The 26,853-nt window shown below is 71.3% G+C and carries 28 protein-coding genes, 1 tRNA gene and 1 pseudogene; 14 read left to right on the forward strand and 16 right to left on the reverse strand.

From position 1 onward, the window contains the following. Positions 1 to 196 precede the first annotated feature (196 nt). The 7 genes from AB0K36_RS32280 to AB0K36_RS32310 form a co-directional block, all read right to left on the reverse strand. Positions 197 to 1,411 carry an acyl-CoA dehydrogenase family protein gene (locus tag AB0K36_RS32280; protein ID WP_364600999.1) on the reverse strand — a complete coding sequence of 405 codons (1,215 nt, stop codon included), beginning with the start codon at positions 1,409 to 1,411 and terminating at the stop codon, positions 197 to 199. Positions 1,412 to 1,418: 7 nt separating this feature from the next. Continuing rightward, a complete protein-coding gene (locus tag AB0K36_RS32285) occupies positions 1,419 to 2,438 on the reverse strand; it encodes a phosphotransferase family protein (protein WP_364601001.1) in 1,020 nt (339 codons plus the stop codon). Positions 2,439 to 2,602: 164 nt separating this feature from the next. Continuing rightward, a complete protein-coding gene (locus AB0K36_RS32290; protein ID WP_364601003.1) occupies positions 2,603 to 3,517 on the reverse strand; it encodes an MBL fold metallo-hydrolase in 915 nt (304 codons plus the stop codon). Positions 3,518 to 3,607: 90 nt separating this feature from the next. Continuing rightward, on the reverse strand, positions 3,608 to 3,904 hold the full coding sequence (locus AB0K36_RS32295) for a hypothetical protein (protein WP_364601005.1): 297 nt from the start codon (positions 3,902 to 3,904) through the stop codon (positions 3,608 to 3,610). A gap of 130 nt (positions 3,905 to 4,034) precedes the next feature. Then, positions 4,035 to 4,334 carry a DUF202 domain-containing protein gene (locus tag AB0K36_RS32300; protein ID WP_189473456.1) on the reverse strand — a complete coding sequence of 100 codons (300 nt, stop codon included), beginning with the start codon at positions 4,332 to 4,334 and terminating at the stop codon, positions 4,035 to 4,037. Next, positions 4,331 to 4,720 (reverse strand): YidH family protein, encoded by a 390-nt coding sequence (locus tag AB0K36_RS32305; protein WP_189473455.1) that lies wholly within the window; start codon positions 4,718 to 4,720, stop codon positions 4,331 to 4,333. The genes AB0K36_RS32300 and AB0K36_RS32305 overlap by 4 nt, the downstream gene beginning before the upstream one ends. A gap of 105 nt (positions 4,721 to 4,825) precedes the next feature. Further along, positions 4,826 to 5,344 carry an NUDIX hydrolase gene (locus AB0K36_RS32310; protein WP_364601040.1) on the reverse strand — a complete coding sequence of 173 codons (519 nt, stop codon included), beginning with the start codon at positions 5,342 to 5,344 and terminating at the stop codon, positions 4,826 to 4,828. A gap of 119 nt (positions 5,345 to 5,463) precedes the next feature. Between AB0K36_RS32310 and AB0K36_RS32315 the strand changes: the two genes are divergently transcribed. The 3 genes from AB0K36_RS32315 (at position 5,464) to AB0K36_RS32325 (ending at position 8,628) form a co-directional block, all read left to right on the forward strand. Beyond that, complete coding sequence (locus AB0K36_RS32315; RefSeq protein ID WP_364601006.1) at positions 5,464 to 7,119, forward strand: FAD-binding dehydrogenase; 1,656 nt, start codon at positions 5,464 to 5,466, stop codon at positions 7,117 to 7,119. Between the two features lie 212 nt (positions 7,120 to 7,331). Continuing rightward, positions 7,332 to 7,997, forward strand: coding sequence for a molybdopterin-dependent oxidoreductase (locus AB0K36_RS32320; protein ID WP_364601042.1), 666 nt, complete (start codon positions 7,332 to 7,334; stop codon positions 7,995 to 7,997). Further along, a complete protein-coding gene (locus tag AB0K36_RS32325; protein ID WP_435877983.1) occupies positions 7,939 to 8,628 on the forward strand; it encodes a cytochrome b/b6 domain-containing protein in 690 nt (229 codons plus the stop codon). The genes AB0K36_RS32320 and AB0K36_RS32325 overlap by 59 nt, the downstream gene beginning before the upstream one ends. On the opposite strand, the gene AB0K36_RS32330 is transcribed toward AB0K36_RS32325, so the two are convergent. Together AB0K36_RS32330 and AB0K36_RS32335 are read right to left on the reverse strand one after the other, a co-directional pair. Next, positions 8,614 to 10,011 carry a GntT/GntP/DsdX family permease gene (locus AB0K36_RS32330; RefSeq protein ID WP_364601009.1) on the reverse strand — a complete coding sequence of 466 codons (1,398 nt, stop codon included), beginning with the start codon at positions 10,009 to 10,011 and terminating at the stop codon, positions 8,614 to 8,616. The two genes, AB0K36_RS32325 and AB0K36_RS32330, sit on opposite strands and share 15 nt — an antisense overlap. A gap of 9 nt (positions 10,012 to 10,020) precedes the next feature. Beyond that, positions 10,021 to 10,530, reverse strand: a complete 510-nt coding sequence (locus tag AB0K36_RS32335) for a gluconokinase (protein ID WP_364601011.1) — start codon at positions 10,528 to 10,530, stop codon at positions 10,021 to 10,023. 153 nt (positions 10,531 to 10,683) lie between these two features. Between AB0K36_RS32335 and AB0K36_RS32340 the strand changes: the two genes are divergently transcribed. From AB0K36_RS32340 to AB0K36_RS32355, 4 genes are all read left to right on the forward strand, one after another. Further along, positions 10,684 to 11,385, forward strand: coding sequence for a FadR/GntR family transcriptional regulator (locus AB0K36_RS32340; protein WP_005319442.1), 702 nt, complete (start codon positions 10,684 to 10,686; stop codon positions 11,383 to 11,385). A 222-nt stretch (positions 11,386 to 11,607) separates the two neighbouring features. Further along, the gene (locus AB0K36_RS32345) at positions 11,608 to 13,065 is read left to right on the forward strand and encodes an amino acid permease (RefSeq protein WP_364601013.1); all 1,458 of its coding nucleotides are present in this window, start codon (positions 11,608 to 11,610) and stop codon (positions 13,063 to 13,065) included. Between the two features lie 142 nt (positions 13,066 to 13,207). Then, complete coding sequence (locus AB0K36_RS32350; RefSeq protein ID WP_364601015.1) at positions 13,208 to 14,293, forward strand: S-(hydroxymethyl)mycothiol dehydrogenase; 1,086 nt, start codon at positions 13,208 to 13,210, stop codon at positions 14,291 to 14,293. Continuing rightward, positions 14,293 to 14,922 (forward strand): MBL fold metallo-hydrolase, encoded by a 630-nt coding sequence (locus AB0K36_RS32355; protein WP_364601017.1) that lies wholly within the window; start codon positions 14,293 to 14,295, stop codon positions 14,920 to 14,922. Before AB0K36_RS32350 ends, AB0K36_RS32355 begins: the two co-directional genes overlap by 1 nt. On the opposite strand, the gene AB0K36_RS32360 is transcribed toward AB0K36_RS32355, so the two are convergent. From AB0K36_RS32360 to AB0K36_RS32375, 4 genes are read right to left on the reverse strand one after another with little or no spacing between them, the layout of a single operon-like run. Further along, positions 14,895 to 15,839 (reverse strand): RluA family pseudouridine synthase, encoded by a 945-nt coding sequence (locus AB0K36_RS32360; protein WP_364601019.1) that lies wholly within the window; start codon positions 15,837 to 15,839, stop codon positions 14,895 to 14,897. The two genes, AB0K36_RS32355 and AB0K36_RS32360, sit on opposite strands and share 28 nt — an antisense overlap. Further along, a complete protein-coding gene (locus tag AB0K36_RS32365; RefSeq protein ID WP_364601021.1) occupies positions 15,836 to 16,375 on the reverse strand; it encodes a DUF5360 family protein in 540 nt (179 codons plus the stop codon). Before AB0K36_RS32365 ends, AB0K36_RS32360 begins: the two co-directional genes overlap by 4 nt. Next, positions 16,375 to 16,701, reverse strand: coding sequence for a DMT family transporter (locus AB0K36_RS32370; RefSeq protein WP_307705544.1), 327 nt, complete (start codon positions 16,699 to 16,701; stop codon positions 16,375 to 16,377). Before AB0K36_RS32370 ends, AB0K36_RS32365 begins: the two co-directional genes overlap by 1 nt. Beyond that, the gene (locus AB0K36_RS32375; protein WP_364601023.1) at positions 16,701 to 17,330 is read right to left on the reverse strand and encodes a TetR/AcrR family transcriptional regulator; all 630 of its coding nucleotides are present in this window, start codon (positions 17,328 to 17,330) and stop codon (positions 16,701 to 16,703) included. The genes AB0K36_RS32370 and AB0K36_RS32375 overlap by 1 nt, the downstream gene beginning before the upstream one ends. 700 nt (positions 17,331 to 18,030) lie before the next feature. Here AB0K36_RS32375 and AB0K36_RS32380 point away from each other — a divergent pair. After that, positions 18,031 to 19,251 (forward strand): aminotransferase class I/II-fold pyridoxal phosphate-dependent enzyme, encoded by a 1,221-nt coding sequence (locus AB0K36_RS32380; RefSeq protein ID WP_364601025.1) that lies wholly within the window; start codon positions 18,031 to 18,033, stop codon positions 19,249 to 19,251. Positions 19,252 to 19,408: 157 nt separating this feature from the next. Here the strand turns inward: AB0K36_RS32380 and AB0K36_RS32385 are convergent, their stop codons facing one another. Next, positions 19,409 to 19,546, reverse strand: coding sequence for a hypothetical protein (locus AB0K36_RS32385; protein WP_364601027.1), 138 nt, complete (start codon positions 19,544 to 19,546; stop codon positions 19,409 to 19,411). Positions 19,547 to 20,057: 511 nt separating this feature from the next. Between AB0K36_RS32385 and AB0K36_RS32390 the strand changes: the two genes are divergently transcribed. From AB0K36_RS32390 to AB0K36_RS32405, 4 genes are read left to right on the forward strand one after another with little or no spacing between them, the layout of a single operon-like run. Continuing rightward, a complete protein-coding gene (locus AB0K36_RS32390; protein ID WP_364601029.1) occupies positions 20,058 to 20,300 on the forward strand; it encodes a hypothetical protein in 243 nt (80 codons plus the stop codon). Between the two features lie 12 nt (positions 20,301 to 20,312). Next, positions 20,313 to 21,242 carry a class I SAM-dependent methyltransferase gene (locus AB0K36_RS32395; protein ID WP_364601031.1) on the forward strand — a complete coding sequence of 310 codons (930 nt, stop codon included), beginning with the start codon at positions 20,313 to 20,315 and terminating at the stop codon, positions 21,240 to 21,242. Further along, positions 21,239 to 23,812 (forward strand): MMPL family transporter, encoded by a 2,574-nt coding sequence (locus tag AB0K36_RS32400; protein WP_364601032.1) that lies wholly within the window; start codon positions 21,239 to 21,241, stop codon positions 23,810 to 23,812. The genes AB0K36_RS32395 and AB0K36_RS32400 overlap by 4 nt, the downstream gene beginning before the upstream one ends. Positions 23,813 to 23,818: 6 nt before the next feature. After that, positions 23,819 to 24,541 (forward strand): CPBP family intramembrane glutamic endopeptidase, encoded by a 723-nt coding sequence (locus AB0K36_RS32405; protein ID WP_364601034.1) that lies wholly within the window; start codon positions 23,819 to 23,821, stop codon positions 24,539 to 24,541. A 115-nt stretch (positions 24,542 to 24,656) separates the two neighbouring features. Here the strand turns inward: AB0K36_RS32405 and AB0K36_RS32410 are convergent. Continuing rightward, positions 24,657 to 24,744, reverse strand: a tRNA-Leu gene (locus tag AB0K36_RS32410). A 187-nt stretch (positions 24,745 to 24,931) separates the two neighbouring features. On the opposite strand from AB0K36_RS32410, the gene AB0K36_RS32415 reads away from it, so the two are divergent. Both AB0K36_RS32415 and chpH read left to right on the forward strand, forming a co-directional pair. Continuing rightward, complete coding sequence (locus tag AB0K36_RS32415; RefSeq protein WP_364601036.1) at positions 24,932 to 26,257, forward strand: M20/M25/M40 family metallo-hydrolase; 1,326 nt, start codon at positions 24,932 to 24,934, stop codon at positions 26,255 to 26,257. A gap of 175 nt (positions 26,258 to 26,432) precedes the next feature. Beyond that, positions 26,433 to 26,666: a chaplin ChpH gene (gene chpH / locus AB0K36_RS32420; protein ID WP_364601038.1), complete on the forward strand. Its 234-nt coding sequence runs from the start codon at positions 26,433 to 26,435 to the stop codon at positions 26,664 to 26,666. On the opposite strand, the pseudogene AB0K36_RS32425 reads toward chpH, so the two are convergent. Beyond that, positions 26,656 to 26,853, reverse strand: a pseudogene (locus AB0K36_RS32425) (hypothetical protein); the annotation flags it as partial. The gene chpH and the pseudogene AB0K36_RS32425 overlap by 11 nt on opposite strands.

The following is a 26,853-nucleotide window of genomic DNA, read 5'->3' on the forward strand; positions in this document are numbered from 1 at the left end:
GGCGGGCTGACTTTGTCAGCCCCGCCGGCGTTTGAGGCGCAGGGGCCGGGGGCGGAGCCCCCGAACCCTGCGCGCAGCGCGGTGCCGGGTCCGGGGGCAGAGCCCCCGAAACACCGCGCGGAACGCGGTGGCGGGTCCGGGCGGAGCCCGGTTCGAGGAAGGGGCGGCCCCGCCCGGCGGGGCCGCACCGACCACGTCACATGTACTTCTTCAGCTCCCGCCGCGCCAGCGACCGCTGATGCACCTCGTCCGGCCCGTCCGCCAGCTTCAGCGTCCGCGCCGACGCCCACAGCTCCGCCAGCGGGAAGTCCTGGCTGACGCCGCCCGCGCCGTGCGCCTGGACGGCCTTGTCGAGGATGTCGACGACCGTCCGCGGCGTGGCGATCTTGATCGCCTGGATCTCGGTGTGCGCCCCGCGGTTGCCGACCGTGTCCATCAGCCACGCCGTCTTCAGCACCAGCAGCCGCAGCTGCTCCACGCTGACCCGCGCGTCCGCGATCCAGTTCTGGACGACGCCCTGCTGGGCGATCGGCTTGCCGAAGGCGGTACGGGAGACGGCCCGCCGGCACATCAGCTCGATCCCGCGCTCCGCCATGCCGATGAGCCGCATGCAGTGGTGGATACGGCCCGGTCCCAGTCGCGCCTGGGCGATGGCGAAGCCCCCGCCCTCCTCGCCGATCAGGTTCGCCGCGGGGACCCGCACGTCGTCGAAGACGACTTCGGCGTGGCCGCCGTGGGAGTGGTCCTCGTAGCCGTACACCTGCATCGCGCGTCGTATCTGCACGCCGGGGGTGTCGCTGGGCACGAGGATCATCGACTGCTGGCGGCGGATGTCCTCGCCGTCCGGGTCGGTCTTGCCCATGACGATGAGGATCTTGCAGTCCGGGTTCATGGCGCCGGAGATGTACCACTTGCGGCCGTTGACGACGTACTCGTCGCCGTCGCGGTCGATGCGGGTACGGATGTTGGTCGCGTCGGAGGAGGCCACCTCGGGCTCGGTCATCGCGAACGCCGAGCGGATCTCGCCCGCGAGCAGCGGCTCGAGCCACTGCTTCTTCTGCTCGTCGGAGCCGAACTGGGTGAGCACCTCCATGTTCCCGGTGTCCGGGGCCGCGCAGTTCAGGGCGGTCGGCGCGAGGTGCGGGCTGCGGCCGGTGATCTCGGCGAGCGGCGCGTACTGGAGGTTGGTCAGCCCGGCGCCGTACTCGGAGTCGGGGAGGAAGAGGTTCCACAGGCCCTGCCTGCGGGCCTCGGCCTTGAGTTCCTCCACGATCGCGGGCGTGTCCCAGGGGGAGGCGAGCTCGGCGCGCTGCTCCTCCGCGATCTTCTCGGCCGGGTAGACGTGCTCGTCCATGAAGGCGAGCAGTTTGCCGCGGAGCTCTTCGGTGCGCGCGTCGAATGCGAAGTCCATGAGGTACTCAGCCTTCCTGAAGGGTGGTGAGGCCGTGCTGGATGAAGAGGGGGACGAGGTCGCCGATCCGGTCGAATCCGGCGCCGACGGTCTGGCCGAGGGTGTAGCGGTAGTGGATGCCCTCGAGGATCACGGCGAGCTTGAACCAGGCGAACGCCTCGTACCAGGAGATCGCCGAGGTGTCCCGGCCGGAGCGCTCCGCGTACCGCTCGATCAGCTCGGCGGGGGACGGGTGGCCGACGGCGCCCGCGGTGGTGCTCACGGGGGAGTCGGGCAGTTCCAGCCGCTTGCTGTACATGACCAGCAGACCGAGGTCGGTCAGCGGGTCGCCGAGGGTGGACATCTCCCAGTCCAGGACGGCCTTGATCCGGTCGTCGTCGCCGATCAGGACGTTGTCGAGGCGGTAGTCGCCGTGGACCACGGCGGCGGCGGGGGAGTCGGGCAGCGCGCGCCCGAGTGCGGCGTGCAGCTCGTCGATGCCGGCCAGGTCGCGGCCCCGCGAGGCGGCCAACTGCTTGCCCCAGCGCCGCAGCTGCCGGTCGAGGAAGCCCTCCGGCCGGCCGAAGTCGCCGAGTCCGACGGCCTCCGGGGCGACGGCGTGCAGGTCGACGAGGGTGTCGACGAGGGAGAGGACGGCGTCCCGGGTGCGCTCCGCGCCGAGCGGGGCCAGCTGCTCCGCGGTGCGGTAGGGGGTGCCGTCCACGAACTCCATGACGTAGAACGGCGACCCGATGACCGAGTCGTCCTCGCAGAGCAGCACGGGCTGCGGCACCGGGACGGCCGTCGGCGCCAGGGCGCTGATGACCCGGTGCTCGCGCTTCATGTCGTGCGCCGTCGCCAGCACATGGCCGAGCGGCGGCCGGCGCACGACCCATCGGGTGGTGCCGTCGGTGACGGCGTACGTGAGGTTGGAGCGGCCGCCCTGGATCAGCCGGGCGCTGAGCGGTCCGCCCACCAGTCCGGGCCGCTCACGGTCGAGATAACCGCGCAGCTGCTCGGGATCGAGGCCTGGGGGGACTGAGCTCATGGTGCGCACCTCCGGGGGGCGGTCCTGGGGAACGCGTTCATGATGACCGACCAGTCGGTATGTCGTCCAGTGGCCCGGTGGAAAGCGATGCCAGGATCACACTCGCACGGCAGGCGACGGCCCCTCGGGGCGGCACCGTCCGAGGGGACGAAACGTGCCAGGGGTCAGGCGTGGCAGGCCACCGGTACCCCGCCGTTCATCGCCGCCATGTCCGCGAACACCACGGCGGGGTCGAGCGGGGAGCCCTCGGGGAGTCCGTCCAGCTCCGCGTACGCCCGGTGCAGGTTGGCCACCAGCCGTTCGGTCTCCCTCAGTTCGGCGAACTCCCCGAGATCCGCCCCGCGCGCCGACTCCAGCGGGCTCAGCCCCCTGGCGCGGCCCTCCTCCGCCAGGCCGGCGACGAAGCGCAGGTAACGCTCCGTCGCGTCGTACGCCGACGGGTCGGTGACCGGCCCGTGTCCGGGAACCACGGTCTCCGCGCCGAGGGAGCGCAGCACCCCGAGCGCCCGCAGCGAGCCGCTCAGCGACCCCATCGGCACGAACGGCGTACCGCCCTGGAAGATCAGGTCGCCGGTGAAGACGACTCCCTGCCGCGGCAGGTGCACGATCGTGTCCCCCGTGGTGTGGGCGACTCCGCCGGGATGGACGAGCCGCACCTCGACGTCCCCCACATGGACCGTCAGCCGGTCGCTGTACGTGACGGTCGGCGCGGTGATCCGAATGTCCCCGAAGTCGGTCTGCGGCCAGATCAGGTGGAGCTGGCGGCCCGCCGCGAGCACCTCGCTCCGGCACGATTCGTGCCCGACGACCACGGCCTCCGGCAGGAAGACCCCGTTGCCGTAGGTGTGGTCGCCGTGATGGTGGGTGTTGACGACGGTGCGGGGGAGAGGTGCGCCGGTCGCCAGCAGCGCCTCACGCAGCGCCCGGGCCCGCCGCTCGGTGGCCGTGGTGTCGACGAGGAGTGTCGACTCCCCGTCGCTCACGAAGCCCGCGTTGTTCAGGCACCAGCCGCCGTCGGGCTGGACGTAGGCGTGTACGTCCGGCGCGAGCCGGACGGTGTACGGATCTGCGGCAGGCACGATGGCTCCCCCTGGGGCGGGTCGACGGTGAACCGGCCCTCAGAGCCTGGCAGTCGACCCGCGTGTGCGACACCGCGGAACGGGTTTTGGTCAGTGGTCGTCCCAGTGCCCGTCGTGCTCCGCGTGCCGGTGCCCCTCGTGGAGGTAGTCGACATGGTCACCGTGGACCACGGCGGGATGGCCGCACCCGTCGCCGTGCTCGTGCGCGTGCCCGCTGTGCGACACGTGCTCTCCCGGCTCGCACTCGTCCCAGTGCCCCGAATGCTGCCGGTGGAGATGCCCGTCGTGCGAGTAGTCCACATGGTCGCCGTGGGGGATCTCGGCGTGGCCGCAGGACGGGCCGTGCGTGTGCTCGTGTGCGGTGTGCTCCTGGTGTGCAACGGTCATGGCGCTCACCTCTGGGTGCTTTCGTGCCGTTCTGTCCGCGTTCCAGGCTAGTCGGCAGTGCCGGGCCCGGCCCCGCCGCCGCCCGTCACACCACGAGGGAACAGATGTCCGACACGGGCGTCGCCCGCTGTCACACCACGATCGCCACGGCGAACGCGGCCAGCGCCAGCACGCATCCGACCGCCGCGATCGCCCCGCGCACCGGCATCGCAGCCGGCCTGGCCGCGTCCATCGCGCGGACGCGCCGGTGCGCCACCCACAGGAATCCCAGCCAGGCGACCACGCTCAGCCCCGCCGCGAGCGCCACGTCCTGCGCCGCCTGCTTGGCGGCGAGGACCGCCACCACCGTGCAGGTCAGCGTCGTCCGGCGCCAGGCCAGCCGGGTGCGCTCGGGCTGCAGCCCGGGATCGCGCGCGGAGGACGCCGTCACAGGTCGCCCCAGGCCACCACCGCGACCATGGCGAGGGAGACGACCGCGACGACGACGGCCAGCAGCGCCGGGAACCGGGACACCGGCAGATCGTCGCCCCGGCGCATCGCCCGCTCGCACCGGACCCAGTGGTTCACCGCTCGTACCGCGCACACCGCCCCGACGCCGATGAGCGCGAGCGCCAGGCCCGCCCGTACACCCCAGCGCAGGTCCGGCAGGAACTGGTCGACGGCGAAGCCGCCGCCGATGAGCGCGAGCGCCGTACGGATCCAGGCGAGGAACGTCCGCTCGTTGGCGAGCGAGAACCGGTAGTCGGGCGTGTCGCCCTCTTCCCGGATCCGCGCCGGGGCGAACCACAGCCGCAGGCTCTGCAGGAAATCGCTCACGCAGCGCACCCTACCCGCGCCCCTTCGGCGGCTTTGGCCCAGCTCCCGGCACACCGCGGCACCGTCGGGCCCGGTGCCGCGCGCCGGTCGCCGCGCCCGGGACGCTCAGCCCCGGTGGTGCGCCTTGAGCCGCTCGTACGCGGCCAGCCCGTCGGGCACCCACTCCCACGTCTCGAGCCCCGCCTCCAGCTCGGCGTCCGTCAGGAAGCCGTACCAGTCGATCTCCTCCGGCTGCGGCTCCACCGGCAGCTCGCAGCGGACCTCGTAGACGTACGACCACCAGGTGGGCCCGGGGCCGCCGTCCCCCTCGTAGAGGAACTTGAACAGCGGTACGGGGCGGGGCAGTCCGCGTACGCCGAGCTCCTCCTCCGCCTCGCGCAGCGCCGCGTCGTCGTAGCTCTCGCCGGCGCCGACCACACCGCCGACGAACATGTCGTACATCGAGGGGAAGACCAGCTTCGTGGCCGTGCGCCGGTGCACGAAGACGCGTCCCGCGGCATCCCTGACGAGGATGAACGCGCAGCGGTGCCGCAGTCCGCGCGCGTACGCCTCACCGCGTGGGGCCTGTCCGATCACGCGGTCGTGCTCGTCGACGATGTCGAGGATCTCTTCTGCGGGCTGCACGGACGTCATGGCACCCATGAAATCACCCCCGTTCGCCGCCGCTCACCGGTCCGCCATTGACGAGTTACCCGCCCGTAAGGAAGATCGGGTGCCACCGGCCCGACGGAGAATGGACAACCATGGCGTACGACGCTGATGTGATCGTGATCGGGGCAGGACTCGCGGGCCTCGTGGCCACGGCCGAACTCGTCGACGCCGGACGGAAGGTCATCCTCCTCGACCAGGAGCCGGAGCGGTCCATCGGCGGGCAGGCGCACTGGTCCTTCGGCGGCCTCTTCTTCGTCGACTCGCCCGAGCAGCGCCGTATGCGCATCAAGGACAGCCACGCCCTCGCCCTCCAGGACTGGCTCGGCACCGCGGGCTTCGACCGTGAGGAGGACCGCTGGCCGCGCAAGTGGGCGGAGGCGTACGTCGACTTCGCGGCAGGGGAGAAGCGGGCCTGGCTGCACCGGCAGGGCGTGCGGTTCTTCCCCGTCGTCGGCTGGGCGGAGCGGGGAGGCTACGACGCCAACGGCCACGGCAACTCCGTACCCCGCTTCCACATCACCTGGGGCACCGGCCCCGGCCTGGTGGCCCCCTTCGAGCGGCGGGTCCGTGAAGGGGTCGCCAGAGGGCTGGTGCAGCTGAGGTTCCGGCACCGGGTCACGGGTCTCGGCAGCAGCGCGGGCGGCCTGGACACCGTCACCGGCGAGGTCCTCGAGCCGTCCGACGCGGAGCGCGGAGCGGCGAGCAGCCGCGAGGTCGCCGGAGCCTTCGAGTTCAAGGCCCAGGCGGTGATCGTCACTTCGGGCGGCATCGGCGGCAACCACGACCTCGTACGCGCGCAGTGGCCGGAGCGGCTCGGCACCCCGCCCAAGAAGATGCTCTCCGGCGTCCCGGCGCACGTCGACGGGCTGATGCTCGGCATCGCCGAGCGCGCCGGCGCGAGCCACATCAACCGCGACCGGATGTGGCACTACACCGAAGGTATCGAGAACTGGAACCCGATCTGGGCCAAGCACGGCATACGCATCCTGCCGGGCCCGTCCTCCCTCTGGCTGGACGCGCGCGGCAGACGGCTGCCGGTGCCGCTGTTCCCCGGCTTCGACACCCTCGGCACGCTCGAGCACATCATGCGGACCGGCCACGACCACACCTGGTTCGTGCTCGACCAGAAGATCATCGGCAAGGAGTTCGCCCTGTCCGGCTCCGAGCAGAACCCGGACCTCACGGGCAAGTCCGTCCGCGACGTCTTCGTACGCGCCAGGGCCGACGTGCCCGCGCCGGTGAAGGCGTTCATGGACAAGGGCGTCGACTTCGTCGTGGAGAAGGACCTGGGCGCGCTGGTGCGCGGCATGAACGAGCTCACCGGTGACGGACTGATCGACGAGGCGGAGCTGCGGCGCGAGATCACGGCGAGGGACCGGGAGGTCGCCAACCCGTTCACCAAGGACCTCCAGATCACGGCGATCCGCGGCGCCCGCAAGTACCTCGGCGACAAGCTGATCCGCACCGCCGCGCCGCACCGGCTGCTGGATCCCAAGGCAGGTCCGCTGATCGCCGTGCGGCTCAACATCCTGACCCGCAAGTCGCTCGGCGGCCTGGAGACGGACCTGTCCTCGCGGGTCCTGGACGGGTCCGGCACCCCGCTGCCGGGCCTGTACGCCGCGGGCGAGGCGGCGGGCTTCGGCGGCGGCGGCGTCCACGGCTACCGCTCCCTGGAGGGCACGTTCCTCGGCGGCTGCCTCTTCTCGGGCCGCGCGGCGGGCCGTGCGGCGGCGGAGGCGGTGTCGTAGGACCGCGTGCCCCTGCGCCCCATGTGTGACGGAAGTCTGACGGCCTCCCGTCACCCCTGGCATCCGGCCCGCCCAAGTGCTCGAATCGAAGGGTGACGTCCCCACACTCCGACCCAGCCGGCCCCGCCGAACCGGGTCCCGGCGGTCCCGAACCGCGCGGTCCCGAACCGGGCGACCCCGGCGCGCCCGTCGGCCGCCGTGTCGTTCTCGGCATGCTCGGTCTCGGCGCCGCCGGTGTCGCCGCCGCGCCCTATCTGCAGCGTGGCCTGGAGAGCTTTCTCGGCGCCGCGGCCGACAAGGACCCGACGGGCCTCACCGGGCTGCTGCCGAACGGCGGCGGATTCCGCTACTACTCGGTCGCCTCCTCCGTGCCCCGCAGGACCGCGGAGACCTACCGCCTCACCGTCGACGGCCTTGTCCGGAAACCGGCCACGTACACACTGGCCGACCTACAGGGCATGCCGCAGACACGGATCGTGCGGGACGTGCAGTGCGTCACCGGGTGGCGCGTGCCGGACACGCCCTTCGAGGGCGTGAAGCTCTCGCGGCTGCTGGACGCCGCCGGGGTCCGGCCGGAGGCACGGGCGATCCGGTTCACCTGCTTCGACGGGACCTACAGCGAGAGCCTGACGCTCACCCAGGCCCGGCGGGACGACGTCCTCGTCGCGCTGCGGATGCAGGACAAGCCGGTCAGCCACTCGCACGGCGGCCCGGTCCGGCTGTACGTGGCGCCGATGTACTTCTACAAGTCGGCGAAGTGGCTGTCCGGGATCACGGTCACGTCCTCCGTCCGGCCCGGTTACTGGGAGGAGCGGGGCTATGACGTCGACGCCTGGGTCGGGCGGTCCAACGGCCGCACCGACACCCCCACGGTCTGAGCCCGCCGCGCCGGACGAGCCGATGGAACGCACCGCACGCAGACGGCGCTTCACCCGCGCAGAGCGCCTGCTGCACCGCACCACCGCCGCGCTGATGCTGCTGTGCATCGTGACCGCGGCCGTGCTCTACGTGCCGCAGCTCGCCGAACTCGTCGGCCGCCGGTACCTCGTGGTGACGGTCCACCAGTGGGCCGGGCTGCTGCTGCCCGTGCCGTTCCTCCTGGCGCTGGTCTCCCGCGCGTTCCGCGCGGATCTGCGCCGGCTGAACCGCTTCGCGCCGTACGACCGGGCGTGGCTGCGTGCCGTGCGCCGGCGCGAGCACGGCCCGTCGGCGCGCCCGGCGGGCAAGTTCAACGCCGGGCAGAAGATCTACGCGGCCTGGACGGCCGGCGCCGTGCTGGTCATGCTCGGCACCGGACTGCTGATGTGGTTCACCGGCCTCGCGCCGCTGGTGTGGCGGACGAGCGCCACGTTCGTGCACGACTGGCTCTCCCTCGCCGTGGGCATCGCGGTCGCCGGGCACATCGCGATGGCGCTCGCCGACCCGGAGGCACGCCGTGGCATGCGTACCGGGTCGGTCGAGCGCCAGTGGGCCCGCGACCACCACCCGAGGTGGCTAGAGGACGAGTGACAACAGCAGCACGAACACGATGCCGACGACCGAGATGATCGTCTCCATCACCGACCAGGTCTTGATCGTCTGGCCGACGCTCATGCCGAAGTACTCCTTCACCAGCCAGAAGCCGGCGTCGTTGACGTGGCTGAAGAACAGCGAGCCGGCGCCGATCGCGAGGACGAGCAGTGCCGCGTGCGACGTCGACATGTCGGCCGCGAGAGGCGCCACCAGGCCGGCCGCGGAGATCGTGGCCACGGTCGCGGAGCCGGTCGCGAGCCGGATGGCGACGGCGATCAGCCAGGCGAGCAGCAGGGTCGGGATGGCCCAGTTCTCGGAGAACTCGAGGATCATCTGTCCGACACCGATGTCGATCAGCGTCTGCTTGAAGCCGCCGCCGGCGCCGACGATGAGCAGCACTCCGGCGATCGGGGCGAGCGACTTCTCGACGGTCGTGGAGAGGCGGTCCTTGGTGAACCCGGCGGCCCGTCCCAGCGTGAACAGGCCGACGATCACGGCGGCGAGCAGGGCGATCAGCGGCGAGCCGATGACGTCGGTGACGCGCTGGACGCCGTTCTCCGGGTTGTCCACCACGATGTCGACGAGGGCCTTGGCCATCATCAGGACGACGGGGAGCAGCACCGTGGCGACGGTGGCGCCGAAGCTCGGACGCTTCTCCAGGTCGTCGGAGGCGCGCTGCGGGATCATCTTCTCCGGCGCGGGGATGTCCACCCAGCGCGCGGCGTACTTGGAGAACACCGGACCGGCGATGATGACGGTCGGTATCGCGACGACCAGTCCGAGGGCCAGGGTGACGCCGAGGTTGGCGCCGATGGCGTCGATCGCGACCAGCGGGCCGGGGTGCGGCGGGATGAGGCCGTGCATCACGGACAGGCCGGCGAGCGCCGGGATGCCGATCCGCATCAGCGAGTAGTTGCCGCGCTTGGCGACCATGAGCACGACCGGGATCAGCAGGACGATGCCGACCTCGAAGAACAGCGGGAGTCCGATGATCGAGGCGATCAGCACCATCGCCCACGGCATGGCCCGGCCGCTCGCCTTGGCGAGGATCGTGTCGACGATCTGGTCGGCGCCGCCGGAGTCGGCGAGCAGCTTGCCGAGGATCGCGCCGAGGGCGATCAGCACACCGACGCCCGCGACGGTCGAGCCCAGGCCGGCGGTGAACGAGGTGATCGCCTTGTCGAGCGGTGCCCCGGCGAACGCGCCGAGCGCGAGCGACCCGATGGTCAGCGCCAGGAAGGCGTGCAGCTTGAACTTGGTGATGAGCAGAACGATGACAGCGATGCCCGCGAGGACGGCGATGCCCAGCTGTGCGTTGCCCGCCGAGGTGATCGGTTCGACGGCGTCCGCTGCCAGCATCTCGACGCTGAGACTGGTCACGGTGATTCCTTAGTCTTCGAGCCCGCGCAGCGCGGCGACGGCCCGTTCGGTGATTTCTTCGGGGGTGCCGGACACATCGACGGCGACGCCCGCTTCGTCCTCCTCCAGCGGCTGGAGGGTCGCGAACTGGGAGTCGAGCAGCGCGGTGGGCATGAAGTGCCCCTTGCGCTCCGCCATCCGCTGCTCGATGAGCTCGCGGCTGCCGGTGAGGTGGAGGAAGACGGCGTCGGGCGCTGCCGCCCGCAGCCGGTCGCGGTACTCACGCTTGAGCGCGGAGCTGGAGACCACTCCGCCGAGCCCGGCCCTGCCGTGGGCCCACTCGCCGATGGCGTCCAGCCACGGGCGGCGGTCCGCGTCGTCCAGCGGGACGCCGGCCGTCATCTTGGCGATGTTTGCCGGGGGATGGAAGTCGTCGCCTTCGGCGTACGGGACGCCCAGGGCGGCGGCGAGCAGGGGGCCGATCGTGGTCTTGCCGGTTCCTGCTACGCCCATCACCACGACGACGTGGGGGGTGCTCATTACGTGCCTCGCTGTCCTCATCGACCGCTCGACGTCGGTCCGTCGCGCTACTGAAACCTATTAGGTACGACGTATTCAAGAGGCTGAGACATAAACGTCATACTTTTTGTTCCCGGAGGCGTCCGTGTGATCCACGCCCCGTAGGCTTTGCCCATGACCACAGAAGGCCGAGGGCTCCACACCCATGTGCTCGACACCCTCGGTCTCGCCATCACGGCGGGCGAGTATCCGCAGGGCAGCGTGCTGCGGACCGACGAGGTCGCCCAGCGCTTCGACGTGTCACGCACGGTTGTCCGTGAAGTGGTCCGCGTCCTCGAGTCCATGCACCTCGTGGAGTCCCGCCGCCGCGTCGGCGTCACGGTGCGTCCGACCGAGGAGTGGAACGTCTTCGACCCCCGCGTCATCCGCTGGCGGCTGGCCGGCGCCGACCGCCCGCGCCAACTGCGTTCACTGACGGTGCTGCGTTCCGCGGTGGAACCGGTCGCGGCGGGTCTCGCCGCCGTCCACGCGACCCCCGAGCAGTGCGCGGCGCTGACCGAGGAGGCGCTCGGCATGGTCGCCACCTCCCGCGGCCAGCAGCTCGAGGGGTATCTGAAGCACGACATCGCCTTCCACCGGGTGGTGCTCAACGCCTCCGGCAACGAGATGTTCGCGCGGCTCGGTGACGTCGTCGCCGAGGTCCTCGCGGGCCGTACCCACCACCACGTGATGTTCGACGACCCCGACCCGGCTGCGGTGACGCTGCATGTCCAGGTGGCGGAGGCCGTTCGCGAAGGCGACGCGGAAAGAGCCGAGCGCCTCACCCGTGAGATCGCCGTCGGGGCCCTCCAGGAGCTGGACGTACTCGCTCCCTGAACTCCATGACAGCCTGGCTTTACCTTGTCGAAACCTCTGAAATACCTCAGATGTCTGTCTGAGTGAGGTTCGCCACTGCCAAAATCCCAGGGTTGCCCTGACGATGAGCCCTTGGGCCATTCATGCCCGAAACCGGGCCGGGGCGTCCCCTTCCTTCACCCCTGGGAAGGCGCCGGCGCAGGCCGGGTACCGCACACCCCCTCACGAAGGCGAACAACCTCAATGAGTGACCGCACCATGGCTGCGGCCGATACGCCCGTCGCCGGCGCGACGGGTTCCCCCCACGTGGACGCCGGAGACGTCGGGTACCGCAAGGACCTCAAGTCGCGGCACATCAACATGATCGCCATCGGCGGCGCCATCGGTACGGGGCTCTTCCTCGGCGCCGGTGGCCGCATGGCCGGCGCAGGGCCCTCCCTGTTCATCGCCTACGCCGTCTGCGGCGTCTTCGCCTTCTTCGTCGTGCGCGCGCTGGGCGAGCTCGTGCTCTACCGGCCCTCGTCCGGCGCCTTCGTCTCCTACGCCCGTGAGTTCATGGGCGAGAAGGGCGCCTACACGGCGGGCTGGCTGTACTTCCTGAACTGGTCGACGACCGCCATCGCCGACATCACCGCGGCCGCGACCTACGCCCACTTCTGGGCGATGTTCAGCGACGTCCCGCAGTGGGTGCTGGCCCTGATCGCGCTCGCCGTAGTCCTCACCGCGAACCTCATCTCGGTGAAGTACTTCGGTGAGATGGAGTTCTGGTTCGCGATCATCAAGGTCGCCGCGCTCGTCGTGTTCATGCTCATCGGCATCTTCCTGGTCGTCACCTCCCACGACATCGGCGGCCACACCCCGGGCTTCTCCACCATCGGTGACAACGGCGGCATCTTCCCGAGCGGCTTCATGCCGATGCTGCTGCTCATCCAGGGCGTCGTCTTCGCCTACGCCTCCGTCGAGCTGTGCGGTGTCGCCGCCGGCGAGACCGAGAACCCCGAGAAGATCATGCCCCGCGCGATCAACTCGATCATGTGGCGCGTGGGCCTGTTCTACGTCGGCTCCGTCGTCCTGCTGGCGCTGCTGCTCCCGTACACGGCGTACTCCGGTGACGAGAGCCCCTTCGTCACCGTCTTCGACAAGCTCGGCATCCCGGGCGCGGCCGGTGTGATGAACCTGGTCGTCCTGACCGCCGCCCTGTCCAGCCTGAACTCGGGCCTCTACTCGACCGGCCGCATCCTGCGCTCCATGTCGATGTCCGGTTCCGCGCCCCGGTTCACCGGCGTCATGAACAAGGGCGGCGTGCCCTACGGCGGCATTCTGCTCACCGCCGCCTTCGGTGTCCTCGGCGTGCTGCTCAACTACGTCATGCCGGGCGACGCCTTCGAGCTGGTGCTCAACTTCGCCTCGATCGGCATCATCGGCACCTGGGCGATGATCATGGTCTGCTCGCTGCTGTTCTGGCACCGCTCCCAGGACGGCCGCGTCACCAGGCCCGCCTACCAGCTGCCCTGGGCCCCGTACACGCAGATCGTGACCCTGTTCTTCCTGGGCTCCGTCGTCGTCCTGATGTGGATGGACGAGGGCATCTCCCGCACCACCGTCAACTGCCTGCCGCTGATCGCGGCCGCGCTGGTCGGCGGCTGGTTCCTGGTCCGTAAGCGGGTGCGCGCGGTGGCCGCTGCGAGCAAGGAGCTCTGACCTTCACCTCGAAGGCTCCCTCGAAGACCCGTCGAAGGCCCCCGCGGACACGTCCCGCGGGGGCCTTCGCCGTGCCCGGCGCCCCTCGAACAGTCCATAGTGGGTGGCGACGTCCACTGCGCGAGGAAGGGCAGGTTCTGCGATGCCGCAGCAGGTGCAAGGTGTGGTCGCACCCGGGAAGAACGAGCCGGTACGGGTCGAGACGATCATCGTCCCCGATCCGGGGCCGGGCGAGGCCGTGGTGAAGGTGCAGGCGTGCGGGGTCTGCCACACCGATCTGCACTACAAGCAGGGCGGGATCAACGACGACTTCCCGTTCCTGCTCGGCCACGAGGCCGCAGGTGTCGTCGAGTCGGTCGGCGAGGGTGTCACCGACGTCGGACCGGGCGACTTCGTGATCCTCAACTGGCGTGCCGTTTGTGGCCGCTGCCGCGCCTGCCTGCGCGGACGCCCCTGGTACTGCTTCGACACGCACAACGCCCGGCAGAAGATGACCCTCCAGGACGGCACCGAACTCTCGCCCGCACTCGGCATCGGAGCCTTCGCCGAGAAGACCCTGGTCGCCGCCGGGCAGTGCACCAAGGTCGATCCGGCGGCGTCCCCGGAGGTGGCCGGACTGCTCGGCTGCGGTGTGATGGCCGGCATCGGCGCCGCCATCAACACCGGCCAGGTGGGCCGCGGCGACTCGGTGGCCGTCATCGGCTGCGGCGGCGTGGGCGACGCGGCGGTCGTCGGCGCACGGCTGGCCGGGGCCGCCCGGATCATCGCCGTCGACATCGACGACCGCAAGCTCGCGACGGCGAAGAAGATGGGCGCCACCCACACCGTCAACTCCGCCTCCACCGACCCCGTCGAAGCGATCCGCGAACTCACCGGAGGCTTCGGCGCGGACGTCGTCATCGAGGCCGTCGGCCGGCCGGAGACGTACGAACAGGCCTTCTACGCCCGTGACCTGGCCGGCACCGTCGTCCTCGTCGGCGTCCCCACCCCCGAGATGAAGATCGAACTGCCGCTGCTGGACGTCTTCGGCAGAGGCGGGGCGCTCAAGTCGTCCTGGTACGGCGACTGTCTGCCCTCCCGCGACTTCCCGATGCTGATCGACCTGCACCAGCAGGGGCGCATCGACCTCGGCGCGTTCGTCACGGAGACCATCGGACTCGGCGACGTCGAGAAGGCGTTCGCCCGGATGCACGAGGGCGACGTACTGCGATCGGTGGTGCGGTTCTGATGGCAGCCCGTATCGACCATCTGGTCACCTCAGGCACCTTCTCGCTCGACGGCGGCACCTGGGACGTCGACAACAACGTCTGGATCGTCGGCGACGACCACGAGGCGATCGTCGTCGACGCCGCGCACGACGCGGACGCGATCCTGGCCGCCCTCGGCGGCCGTACGCTGCGCGCCATCGTCTGCACCCACGCGCACAACGACCACATCGACGCGGCCCCGGCGCTCGCCGCCGCCACCGGCGCACCGGTCCTGCTGCATCCCGACGACCTGCCGCTGTGGAAGCAGACCCACCCGGAGCGGGCCCCCGACGGCGAGCTCGTGGACGGAGCGGTGATCAGCGTCGCGGGCACCGGGCTGACCGTGCTGCACACACCTGGCCACGCCCCCGGCGCCGTCTGCCTCCACGCCCCCGAGCTGACCACCGTCTTCACCGGCGACACGCTGTTCCAGGGCGGACCGGGCGCCACCGGCCGGTCGTTCTCCCACTTCCCGACGATCGTCGACTCGATCCGGGACCGGCTGCTCACCCTGCCGCCGGAGACGGTCGTCCGTACCGGCCACGGCGACACGACGACCATCGGCGCGGAGGCGCCGCACCTTCAGGAGTGGATCGACCGGGGCCACTGAGTGAACTCCAGCCGGCTGCGGAAGCTCCGCGGTTCACCGGTCACCGGGTCGGTGAACTCCAGCCCCCGCGCGAGAAGCTGGAGCGGGCGGGCGTAGTCGTCGGGGCCGTCGGGGAGCACCACCGGATACAGCGGGTCGTGCAGGATCGGCAGCCCCAGGGCGTTCATATGGACGCGCAGTTGATGGGTACGGCCGGTGGCCGGCAGCAGCCGGTACCGGCCGAGCCCGTCCCGCACCTCGAGCAGCTCGATCCGGCTCTCGCTGTTCGGCTCTCCCGGCTCCTCCACGGCCGCGAGCACCCCGCGTTCCTTGACGATCCGGCTGCGCACGGTACGCGGCAGTGCCAGGGCCGGGTCGTAGGGCGCCACCGCCTCGTACTCCTTGCGCACCCGCCGGTCCCGGAACATCGTCTGATAGGCGCCCCGTTCGCCGGGCCGTACGACGAAGAGGACCAGTCCGCCCGTGAGGCGGTCCAGCCGGTGGGCGGGCTGCAGGGCCGGCAGGCCCAGGTCCCGGCGCAACCGGGCCAGCGCCGTCTCCCGCACATGGCTGCCGCGGGGCATGGTGGCAAGGAAGTGCGGCTTGTCGGCGATCAGGATGTGCTCGTCGCGGTGCACGACGCCGATCTCGAACGGCACCCGCTCCTCCGCGGGGAAGTCGCGGTGGAACCACAGATCCCGTCCCGCCGTGTAGGCCTCGTCGGCGGTGACGGGCCCCTCCGCGTCGACGAAACGCCCTTCGCGCACCATCGCGTCGACCCGCTCCGCGCCGATGGCGGCGCCGTATCGCGCCAGCAGATGGTCACGCACCGTCGGCCAGGCGCCGTCCGGGTCCTCGGGCAGCCGCAGCCGCACGGGGTCGATGCCGTCGCGCTGGGGGAGCGGTGCCGGCGGGTGCGGCCTGTTTCTGCGTCTCACCGACGAGACTGTAGACCGGGTGGAGCCGCCGTCACGGCGGCGCCTGCCGCGTCGGGGCCCGCCCGCCCGGTGTCCTGCCGCATGAGCAGCACGATCGAGGGGATCGGGAACAGCAGCAGGAACAGATTCGGCACCCACCAGGTGACCGACCAGTCCCCGCGCAGCGCCCAGAAGACGACGGCCTGCAACCCGGCGGTGCTCGTCAGGGTCAGGGACACGAGCATCAGTGACCGCCAGGACGCCCGGTGGCGCCCGAAGCGCCCGGTACCGCGGACGCGCAGCAGGTACAAGGCCGCCAGCCCGGTCGCGCTGGCGGCGATGTCCAGCGGCAGGAACGAATAGTTCCAGTCGCTCATCACCGGGTCGTCGAAATCCTTGTACGCGTGCCGGGCGGGGATGAGCGCGAGCAGGGAAGCCGTCCAGTAGACGAGAAAGGCCACGTCGGTGACGAGCATCGCCGACTTCACCAGGCGGAAGCCCCTGTCCGGGCCCACCCCGTCCCGGCCCGTGTCCGGGCCGACCCGGTCCCGGCCCATCAGTGCTCCATCCCGCCGCCGACGTACATCACGACGACGCCGATGATGACGAGTGCGATGCCGATGAGCGTCGCCGGTCTGACCGGTTCGTCGAAGAGGACGACGCCGCCGAGGAACGCGCCCACGGTGCCCACGCCCGACCAGATCGCGTACACCGGGCCGACGTTGAGCGTCTTGAGCGCCTGCGCCAGCATGACGAAGGCGGCGCCGTAGCCGATGACCACCAGGACGGTGGGGCCGAGGCGGGTCAGACCGTGCGAGGCCCGCAGCGAGAGCGTCGCGATCACTTCGGAGATGATCGCTCCCGCGACCAGCAGGGCCCCCATCAGAGCGACTCCCCGGCGGTGCCGGCCGGATCGGCACCGGCTGGTTCGGCACCGGCTGGTTCGGCACCGGCTGGTTCGGCGTTCGTCGGACCGGTACCGGCGCGACCCGTGGCGATGAGATCGGTGACGAGCCGGCGCAGCTCGACATGTGCCGCGCCGTGCGGCGGTGCGAGATGGAGCAGCCGCGCCGTCCACCAGCCGTCGACGGCCATGCGTACCAGCGTGCTCACCCCGGGCGGAAGTCCGTCGGCGTCCAGCCGTTCCTGCCAGGCCCGGTAGTGGCGCTGGAGGACGTCGAGCACTTCAGGGCCGCTCGTCGCGGCGAGCAGCGCTATCGGGACCTCGTCGCACCCGGTGGCGCCCGGTTCCGGTGCCACCTCGGGGATCGAGGAGTCGAGCCAGGCCATGGTGTAGGCGCCGGGCGGGGCGTCCGGACCGGGAAGCACCGCCTCGAACCGGTCCACCAGCCGCTGGACCACGCCCTCGACCAGGGCGCGCTTGCTCGGGAAGTGGTGCAGCAGGCCCCCCTTGCTCACGCCCGCCTCCGCGGCGACGGCGTCGAGCCTGACCGCGTCCACGCCGCCCTTCACCAGCAGCCGCTCCACGGCGTCGAGGAGTCGATCGCGCACGGTCCCGCCCGTCTCTCGTACCTGATCCGTCTGTCCGTCCGTCCGTCGGGTTCCGGTCCGGTGTCCGTCCGATCCGTCGACCGACCGTCTGGACGGTCGAATGCATGCTAGCACCGTTCCCGGCCGGCCTGCGGAAACGCCCGGTGAATGCTACTGACGCCCGGGTAAGTGGAATCGATAAATCCCGGTTACGCGCTCGTGGGTGGCTCGGGAATCGGTTGACAGATTTGGCTTGATGTGACTACGGTCTGCCGTTGAATTGAGTGCCGTCATGCACAGTGATCGGCATTTCTTGATCGTACCGAATCGGGGGGATCCGGATGGCCGAGAAACCAGCGACTTAAGAATTCGAAGCGGATATCACTCGGCCGGCGGGTGCCGCGTCCGCCGCGGCGTGCCGCCCGGTGTGCCGTCCGGCGCCTGCGTCCGGCCGCCGCCATGTCGACCGGGCACGGGAGGCTGCGCTCGAGGTCAACGGCGACCTTGCGCTGCCGGCTGGTGCCAGGGCGAGTATTTTCCGTGCGTAAGGCCGCCCGCGCGTGTTTGTTCCGTGGTCGCGGATCGCCGCCTGCCTTTCTCATGCGACTGTCGCGCTTTCAATGTGTGCTGCGCAAATCCGGATCCATTCGTGCGAGGGAAACGACCGTGCCCAGAAGCGGACGAGTTGTTTCGCGCATTCCAGATGCTGGGGGAATCCTGAATGAATGCGATAACCGATCAGGCCGACGTATTTTCCAGGTTCGCGTCCTTCACGGCCGCGAACGATCTCATCGAAAGCGGGCTCTACCCGTACTTCCTCCCGCTGGAGGGCCACGACGGCACCCGCGCGCGCCTCGACGGGCGTGAGCTGATCATGTGCGGTTCCAACAACTACCTCGGCCTCACCGACGACCCGCGCGTCCGCGCCGCCGCCGGCCAGGCCCTCGACACCTACGGGAGCTCCTGCACCGGCTCCCGTTTCCTCAACGGGAACATCGACCTTCACCAAGAGCTCGAGAAGGAGCTCGCCCGCTTCCTCGGCAAACCGGCCGCCCTCGTCATGTCCACCGGCTACCAGACCAATCTGGGAGTGATCGCCGGGCTGCTCACGCCCCGCGACCACGTCGTGATCGACAAGGGTGCCCACGCCTCCGTCGTCGACGGCTGCCGGCTCAGCGGCGCCAAGCTGCGGTGGTTCCCGCACAACGACGCCGGTGCCCTCGCCGGGGTCCTGGCCGGCCTGCCCGACGACGCGCCGCGGCTGGTGGTCGTCGACGGCGTCTACTCGATGGAGGGCGACCTGTGCGACCTGCCCGCCGTCGTGGACGTCTGCCGCCGCTACGGTGCCCGCCTGCTCGTGGACGACGCCCATGGACTCGGCGTGCTGGCCGGTGGCCGCGGGACCGCCGCGCACTTCGGGCTCACCGACGAGGTGGACCTGATCACGGTCACGTTCAGCAAGTCGCTCGCCTCCCTCGGCGGCGCGGTCGCCGGCAGCGAGGAGGCCATCCACTACCTCAGGCACCATGCCCGCAGTCTCATCTTCAGCGCGTCCATGACCCCGGCCAACACCGGCGCGGCACTCGCCGCGCTGCGCGTCCTGCGCGACGAGCCCGAACTCACCGACAAGCTGGCCGCCAACGCCGGCCACCTGCGCCGCGGGCTCGCGGCCGTGGGCATCGGCACCGGCGTGAGCGCCACCCCGATCATCCCCGTGGCCACCCACGGCACCATGGGGACGCTCCATGCCTGGCGCCGTCTGATCGACAGCGGCGTCTACGTCAACCCGGTCCTGCCGCCGGCCGCCGAGCCCCGGCTCCGCGTCAGCGTCACGGCCCGCCACACCACGGCCCAGCTCGACCGGGTCGTCGAGGCGTTCGCCGCGGTCCCGGAGCTGCGGGGGTCCCGTGCGTACGCGGGGTCGGGGACGACGCAGTCATGATCCGTTCCGGCCTGGCCGTCGTGGGCGCGGCGGCCGGTGTCGCGGCGCTCGGCCTTCCCGCTCCGGCGGACGGCCGGGCCCCGTTCCCGATCACCGTGCCGGTGACGCTGCTGGCCCTGGCCGCCGGCGCCGCCGTCGCACGCGCCGCCGCCACCCGTCACGGCGGTCGCGGCGAGCGGGCCGCGACCGTGACCGGCCTGCTGCTGCTGGGCGCCGCCGTGCCCTGCCCCCTGCCGCCCACGGCGGCGGCCGCCATCGTGGCCCTCGCGGTCTGCGCCTTCGCGACCGCGCTCACCACGACCGCCTTGCTGCCTCCGGCAGCCGGGCCCGTGCGGGCGCGTCCGGCGACCGGGGCCGCGATCCCGCGTCCGGCGACGGAGGCCGCTGTCCCTTGTACGGGGGCCGGGCCTGACCCTGCGCCTCCGGCCACCGAAGTCGCTGTCCCGCGTCCTGCGACGGAGGCCGCTGTCCGGCGTCCGGCCACCAGGCCTGAACTCGCTCTTCCCGCGGCGCAATCCGCTGTCCCGCGTCCGGGGGTCGCGCCTGATCTTGCGCCTCCGGCGACCGGGGTCGCCGTCCCGCCTCCCGGGACGGAGGCCGCTGTCCGGGGTCCGGCCACCAGGCCTGAACTCGCTCTTCCCGCGATGGAATCCGCTGTCCCGCGTCCGGGGGTCACGCCCGGTCTTGCGCCTCCGGTGACCGGGGCCGCCGTCCCGGCTCCTGCAGCCGAATCCGCCGTCCCGCATCCGGCCACGGGGGCCGGCCTCCCACGTCCGGGGGCCGAGGCCGCCGTCCCGCCTCCAGGGATGGAAGCCGCCGTCCCGCGTGTGGGGGCCGGGTCCGATCTCGCGCCTCCGGCGACGCACGTCGCCCCGCGGCGACGTCTCGTCGGCGATACCGCCGTGCTGCTGCTCGCCCTCGCCGCCGGCTGCGCCGTCGCGGTTCTCTGGCCGGCCGAGGCCAGGGGCGCCGCGGGGGCCCTCGCCTGCACCGGCGCACTGCTCCACCTCGCCCGCTCGAGCGCAACGCTCAGCCGACCGACTCCATGAAGGAGCCCGCACATGTCACGCGTACGACTGGCAGCACGAGCGCTGCGCCTCGCGCTCAGCAGAGCGCATGCCGACCCCACCGCGGACTACGACGCCGCCAGCTCTGACTACGACACGTTCTTCAGCCCCGTGATGGGACGCCACTCGATCGCCGCACTCGACACCGTGCCCGTGACCCCCGGCGACGACGTCGTGGAACTCGCCTGCGGCACAGGCCATCTGACGGCCGAGATCCTCCGCCGCCTGGGCGGCAAGGGCACGCTCCGGGCGGTCGACAAGTCCCCCGGAATGCTCCAGGTCGCGCGAGCCAAGGTGCGGCCCCTCACCGAACAGGAGCCCGGGCTGACGGCCGAGCTCAGCGAGGGCGACATGGAGTCCTTCATCCGCTCCAGGCCCGACGCCAGCGCGGATCTGGTCGTCGTCGGCTGGGCGATCTGCTACTCCAGGCCCGTCCGGCTCCTCGCCCAGATCGAGCGGGTCCTGCGGCCCGGCGGCCGGGTCGTCGTCATCGAGACCCGCGCCGACGCGCACCAGGCCCTCACCGAAGGCCTCGAGCGGATCTTCGCCGACGATCCGTCGCTGCTCACCGCGCTGATCAGGGTCACCCTGCCCAAGGACCCCGGGACCGTCGCCCGCTGGTTCACCAAGGCGGGCCTCACGGTCGACGCACAGCACGACGGCGCCCAGTCCATCCCTGCCCGTACGCCCGAACAGGCCGTGGAATGGGTCACCCGCTCCGGCGCCGCCGCCGGCTTCAAGACCGCCGTCGACGGGGACCGCGAGCAGCTCGTCCTCGACCGCGTCACCGCCGGGCTCGCCGAACTCCTCGCCCGTGACGGCGTCCTGGACATCAGGCACACCTTCGTGGTCGTCACCGGCAGCAAGCCCGCCGGTGTCCCTTCACGCCGCCACGCCGCCGACAAGGGGGCTCCGATCGCATGACGGAACAGCACACGCAGGGCCGCCCGGCTGTCCCCGCCGCCCCCGCGGAGCAGCCGGACCCCACCGGGGCGGCTCCGCGGGAACCGGGCGGCGGTGCCGTCCAGCGGGCCCTGCTCCGCTTCGCCCGCGGCCTCGCCGCCCGGCCGAAGACCGTGCTGCTCGTGTGGGCCGTGCTGATCGCCCTGTGCACCCCGTTCGCCTTCGGCCTCACCGACGTCCTCACGGACCAGGGAGCCTCCAAGGTGGTCCCGGGCACGAGCAGCGCCCGGGCGGAGCGGCTGACCGCGGAGGCGTTCCCGCACCGCTCGCAGCGCGAGGTCGTCCTCGTCCTGGAGGCGGACCGGATCGACCGCCCGGAGGTACGCGAGTTCCTCGCCCGGCTCGACACCGAGATCGCCGCCCTGCGGCGCGACGGCGACGTGGAGCGTTCGTCCTCCGCCTACACGCTCTACCGGGACGCGGCGGAGCAGTTCGTCACCCAGGTGCGCGCGGGGGCCGACGCCGCCGGCGGCACCCCGGCAGCCCGCCGCGCGTTCGTCGACCGCGAGCTGGCCGCCGGCCGGATACCGGCCGGCCTCGCCGGCCTCGCCCGGGAGGCGGCCGCCGCCCCGGACGACGCCGCGCTCACCGAGGCGGCCGCGGCCCACGCCCGTACCGCCCGCTGGTCCGGCTCGGCCCTCGCGGTGCCCGCGGAGGCCGCCTCCCGCCTGCTGGCGGACGACGGCAGGGCCGCGCTGGCGTCCGTGAGTTACACCGCCGCCGTCGGCAGCGACCCGGATGTCGACGGCCTGCGCGAGACGGCCCGCGAACTGCTCGCCGAGACGGGCCTCGAGGGCACGGCGGAGGTCCACGTCACCGGAGAGCTCGCGCTCATCCACGACACGTACGAGAAGGCGGAGGCCGACAACTCCCTGATGGAGTCGGTGGCCTACGTCATCATCTTCGTCGTCCTGCTGCTGTTCTTCCGCGCGGTCGTGCCCGCGGTCCTCACCCTCCTCGTCGTCGGCCTCGCGATGAACGTCAGCCAGGCGGCGCTGTACGTGCTCGGCAAGGAAGTGACCCTCACCCAGTTCACCGTCACGATCATGACGTTCGTGATGCTGGGCGCGGGCGTCGACTACAGCATGCTGCTGTCCTCCCGCTACCGGCAGGAGCGCATCGCCGGCCGGCCGCCGCGCGAGGCCGCCGTCCACGCCACCGTGCACGCGGGCGAGAGCATGCTGCTGGCGGCGATCGCCGTCCTCCTCGCCTTCGGCGCCACCCTGCTCTCCCCGGTGGACTGGATTCCGCCGCTCGGCTACGGCGGCATCATCGGCATCCCGATCATCTTCGCCGCCGCCCTCACCATCACGCCCTGCCTGCTGGTACTGCTCGGCGACCGGTTCTTCGCGCTGGGCCGCGCGCCGCTCTCCGACCTGGAGCACGAGGGCGCCGTCGGCAGGCACCTGCGGCGCACGGCCGAGTTCGCCCGCCGTCGCAAGGTCGCCATCGTCGTGGTCTTCCTCGTGCTGACCGCCCCGTTCGCGGTGATCGTCGCCAACAGCCGCTCCACCGCGGACCCGGTGGCCCTCAGCCCCGCCACGGACTCCAGAGAAGGCTTCGCCACCGTCGCCGAGCGCTGGGGCGACGCGACGGTACTGCCCACCGTCGTCGTGGGGGAGTCCGCCGCCGGCGTCGTCGACGGCGGCGCCCTGACCGCCACCGGCCGGGAAGCCGTCGCAGGGCTGACCGACCGGCTCGCCGCCGTCGACGGTGTGGCGTCCGTCGACTCCGCCACCCATCCCTTCGGCGCCCACTGGCCGGATGCCGACGTGGCCGCCATGCCGCGGAGCCTCCGCGAGGACTACGTCGCGGGGAACGGCGCTCTCCGGTTCGTCGTGGCGCTCGAGGACGACCCGTACTCGGAGCGGGCCGCCGAGACGGTGCAGCGCCTCGAGGAGGTCGTCGCCGCGGCACGGACCGACGTCGGCGCGCTGGACGTCGGCGGCGCCACCCAGGTCGACCGCCAGTACGGCGACGCGCTCACCAGCAGCTTCTGGCAGATGGTGGTCCTCGTCAGCGTCGGGGTGTTCATCATGCTGGTGATCGCTCTGCGCTCGCTGCTGGTGCCCGTCCGGCTGATCGCCACGATCATGCTCAGCAACGTCTGGGCCGTCGGCCTGACCGTCCTCATCTTCCACGACTGGCGCGGCGAGGCGATCATCGACGACCTCCCGATCTTCCTCACCGTGCTGATGATGGGCCTCGGGATGGACTACGAGATCTTCCTGATCACCCGGGTCCGCGACCTGATGCGCGACGGCCTGTCACAGGAACAGGCCACCCTGAGAGCCGTCGTGGACACCGGTCGCGTCATCAACGCGGCCGGCCTGGTCATGGCGGGCAGCCTCGGCACGATGGCGCTCTCCTCCACTCTGATGCTGCAGCAGTACGGCACGGGACTCGGCCTCGCGGTGCTGCTCGACGCCACCGTGATCCGCATGCTCTTCGTCCCCGCCACCCTGCTGCTGCTCCGTAAGTACAACTGGTGGATGCCGGGCCTCGGCCGGCGGCGCAAGGCGCTGGGGTGAGCTGTCTTGGCCACCACCGACCACGGGGCCCCGCCCCGCCGCTCCGCCCTCACGCGGCTGCGCCGGCATCACGCTGCCTTCCCGCTCGCCTCCGCGGCCGTGCTGTTCGCCGCGCTGGCCGTCGTACGCGTCGCCGGGGCGTTCTCGTTTACGCTGATGGCGTTGTCCGTGGCGCTCAGCGCGGCCGTGCTCCTCGCCCTGCCCCGTGAGCGCTGGGCGGCGGCCGGCCTGCGCCGGTTCGCCGCCCTGCCGGCGGTGCTCTGCACCGTGCTGGTCGCGCTCGTGTACGCGGAGACGCTGTTCGCCACCCGGGCCGCCTTCGGCGACGGCGAGGACAACTGGACCGTGTGGGTCCCGCGTCTCTTCGAGGGCCTGGTCCCCGGCACGCCCTGGCTCGGCACGGCCGCGATGCTGCTCTGCATGGGCGTCCTGGTGCCCCTCGTGGAGGAGGTCTGCTACCGCGGTGTGCTCTACCGGGCGGTCGAAGAACAACGCGGGACCTGGGCGGCGATCGTCAGCACCTCGCTCGCCTGGTCCGTGGTGCACCTCGGTGACTACGGACTCAACCCACTGAACCTCAAGGTGATCTGCGGGGTCCTGCCGTCCGTGTTCCTGATGGGCCTCGCGCTCGGCATCTGCCGCGCCGTCACCGGCTCGGCGCTCGCCTCGGCCTGCGCGCAGGGCGCCTGCAACCTCCTGCTGCTGTGGGCGCTGGCCGGTCCGCTCTGACCGCCCGCGGGAGCGGGACCGGTCGCGATCACCACCGGCCGGCCCGCCCCGACCGCGATCGCTCCGGCGCCGGGAACAGCAAAAAGATCCCCACGGAATTCCGTGGGGATCTTGATGGTGTCCGAGGGGGGACTTGAACCCCCACGCCCGATAAAGGGCACTAGCACCTCAAGCTAGCGCGTCTGCCATTCCGCCACCCGGACAAGGTGTCTGTCTCGCGGCCCTGGGCCGTTCCGACGTGGAAAACCATAGCAAACATTCGGACCCCCTCGATCACACCCCCGGTTCACCCGGCGGCCGCTGCGACGGCCTGGGACCGGCCCTTGGGCCCGGGGGACGATGACGAGAGGATGAGGCGGACCACCAGCAGCGACAGCGGGAGGAATCAGCGTGAGCGAGTCGAACACGGCCCGGGCGGTCACGGGCGAGGACGAGGTCGTCGATCTCTGCCGTGAGCTGATCAGGATCGACACCAGCAACTACGGCGACCACTCGGGTCCCGGCGAGCGCGCGGCCGCCGAGTACGTCGCGGAGAAACTCGCCGAGGTCGGTCTGGAGCCGCGGATCCTCGAGTCGCACCGGGGCCGGGCCTCGACCGTGGCCCGCATCGAGGGCGAGGACCCGTCGCGGCCCGCGCTGCTGATCCACGGCCATCTCGACGTCGTGCCCGCGAACGCGGACGACTGGACCCACCACCCGTTCTCCGGCGAGATCGCGGAGGACTGCGTGTGGGGCCGGGGCGCCGTCGACATGAAGGACATGGACGCGATGACCCTCGCGGTCGTACGGGACAGGCTGCGCAGCGGCCGCAAGCCCCCGCGCGACATCGTGCTGGCCTTCCTCGCCGACGAGGAGGCGGGCGGCACCTACGGCGCCCGGTACCTCGTCGACGAACACCCGGACCTGTTCGAAGGGGTCACGGAGGCCATCGGCGAGGTCGGCGGCTTCTCCTTCACCGTCAACGAGAACCTGCGGCTCTACCTCGTCGAGACGGCGCAGAAGGGCATGCACTGGATGCGCCTGACGGTGGACGGCACCGCCGGTCACGGCTCCATGACCAACAACGACAACGCCATCACGGAGCTGTGCGAGGCCGTCGGCCGGCTCGGCCGCCACACCTGGCCGGTCAGGGTCACCAAGACCGTACGTTCCTTCCTTGACGAGCTGTCCGACGCGCTCGGCACGCCGCTCGACCCGGAGGACATGGACGCCACGCTCGCCAAGCTCGGCGGTATCGCCAAGATGGTCGGCGCCACCCTGCGGAACTCCGCGGCCCCCACCATGCTCGGCGCCGGCTACAAGGTGAACGTCATTCCCGGCCAGGCGACCGCTCACGTGGACGGGCGTTTCCTGCCCGGCTACGAGGAGGAGTTCCTCACCGAACTGGACCGGCTGCTCGGCCCCCGGGTCAGGCGCGAGGACGTGCACGGCGACAAGGCCCTGGAGACCAGTTTCGACGGGGCGCTCGTCGACGCGATGCAGGTGGCGCTGAAGGCGGAGGACCCGATCGCGAGGGCCGTGCCCTACATGCTGTCGGGCGGCACCGACGCCAAGTCCTTCGACGACCTGGGCATCCGCTGCTTCGGCTTCGCCCCGCTCAAGCTGCCGCCGGAGCTGGACTTCGCCGGCATGTTCCACGGTGTGGACGAGCGGGTGCCGGTGGACGGCCTGAAGTTCGGCGTCCGGGTCCTCGACCGGTTCATCGACCAGTGCTGAGCCCGTCCGCCCACGCGCCCTCCGGGATGCCGGGATGACGCTCCGATAATCGCCTACGCGTACGTATGTGACTTGAAAGAGTGAATGGGGGTTACGGCTCGTAGCCCCGGTGCCTTCTCCTCGTTACAGGTGATGCGGTCCGCGGCTGGGACCGCATTTGCCAACAGGAGGAATAATGATCAAGAAGGTCGTCGCGACTGCGGCTGCCGCCGGTGGTCTGGTGCTCGCGGGTGCGGGTATGGCCATGGCTGACTCCGGCGCCCACGGTGCCGCTGTGCACTCCCCGGGTGTGCTGTCGGGCAACCTGGTCCAGGTGCCGGTGCACGTGCCCGTGAACGTCTGCGGCAACACGGTGAACGTCATCGCCCTGCTGAACCCTGCCTTCGGCAACACCTGCGTCAACGCCTGACGTTGCGTCCGGCCCACTTGAGGCCGGGAGTGAATCCGGGCGGCTCCGGAGCGCGGCGCAACGCCTGTTCGGTGTTGACCGGCGGAACCACCGTCAGTGTCACGGTCTTGATCTCGTCGTTGGTCAATCCCTCTTTTGCCAGACACTCGTCCGCATGGGGCTCTTCGTGCGGTCGGTCGTACTCGCC

It is taken from the genome of Streptomyces kurssanovii, assembly GCF_040677245.1.
GTDB lineage: Bacteria > Actinomycetota > Actinomycetes > Streptomycetales > Streptomycetaceae > Streptomyces > Streptomyces kurssanovii.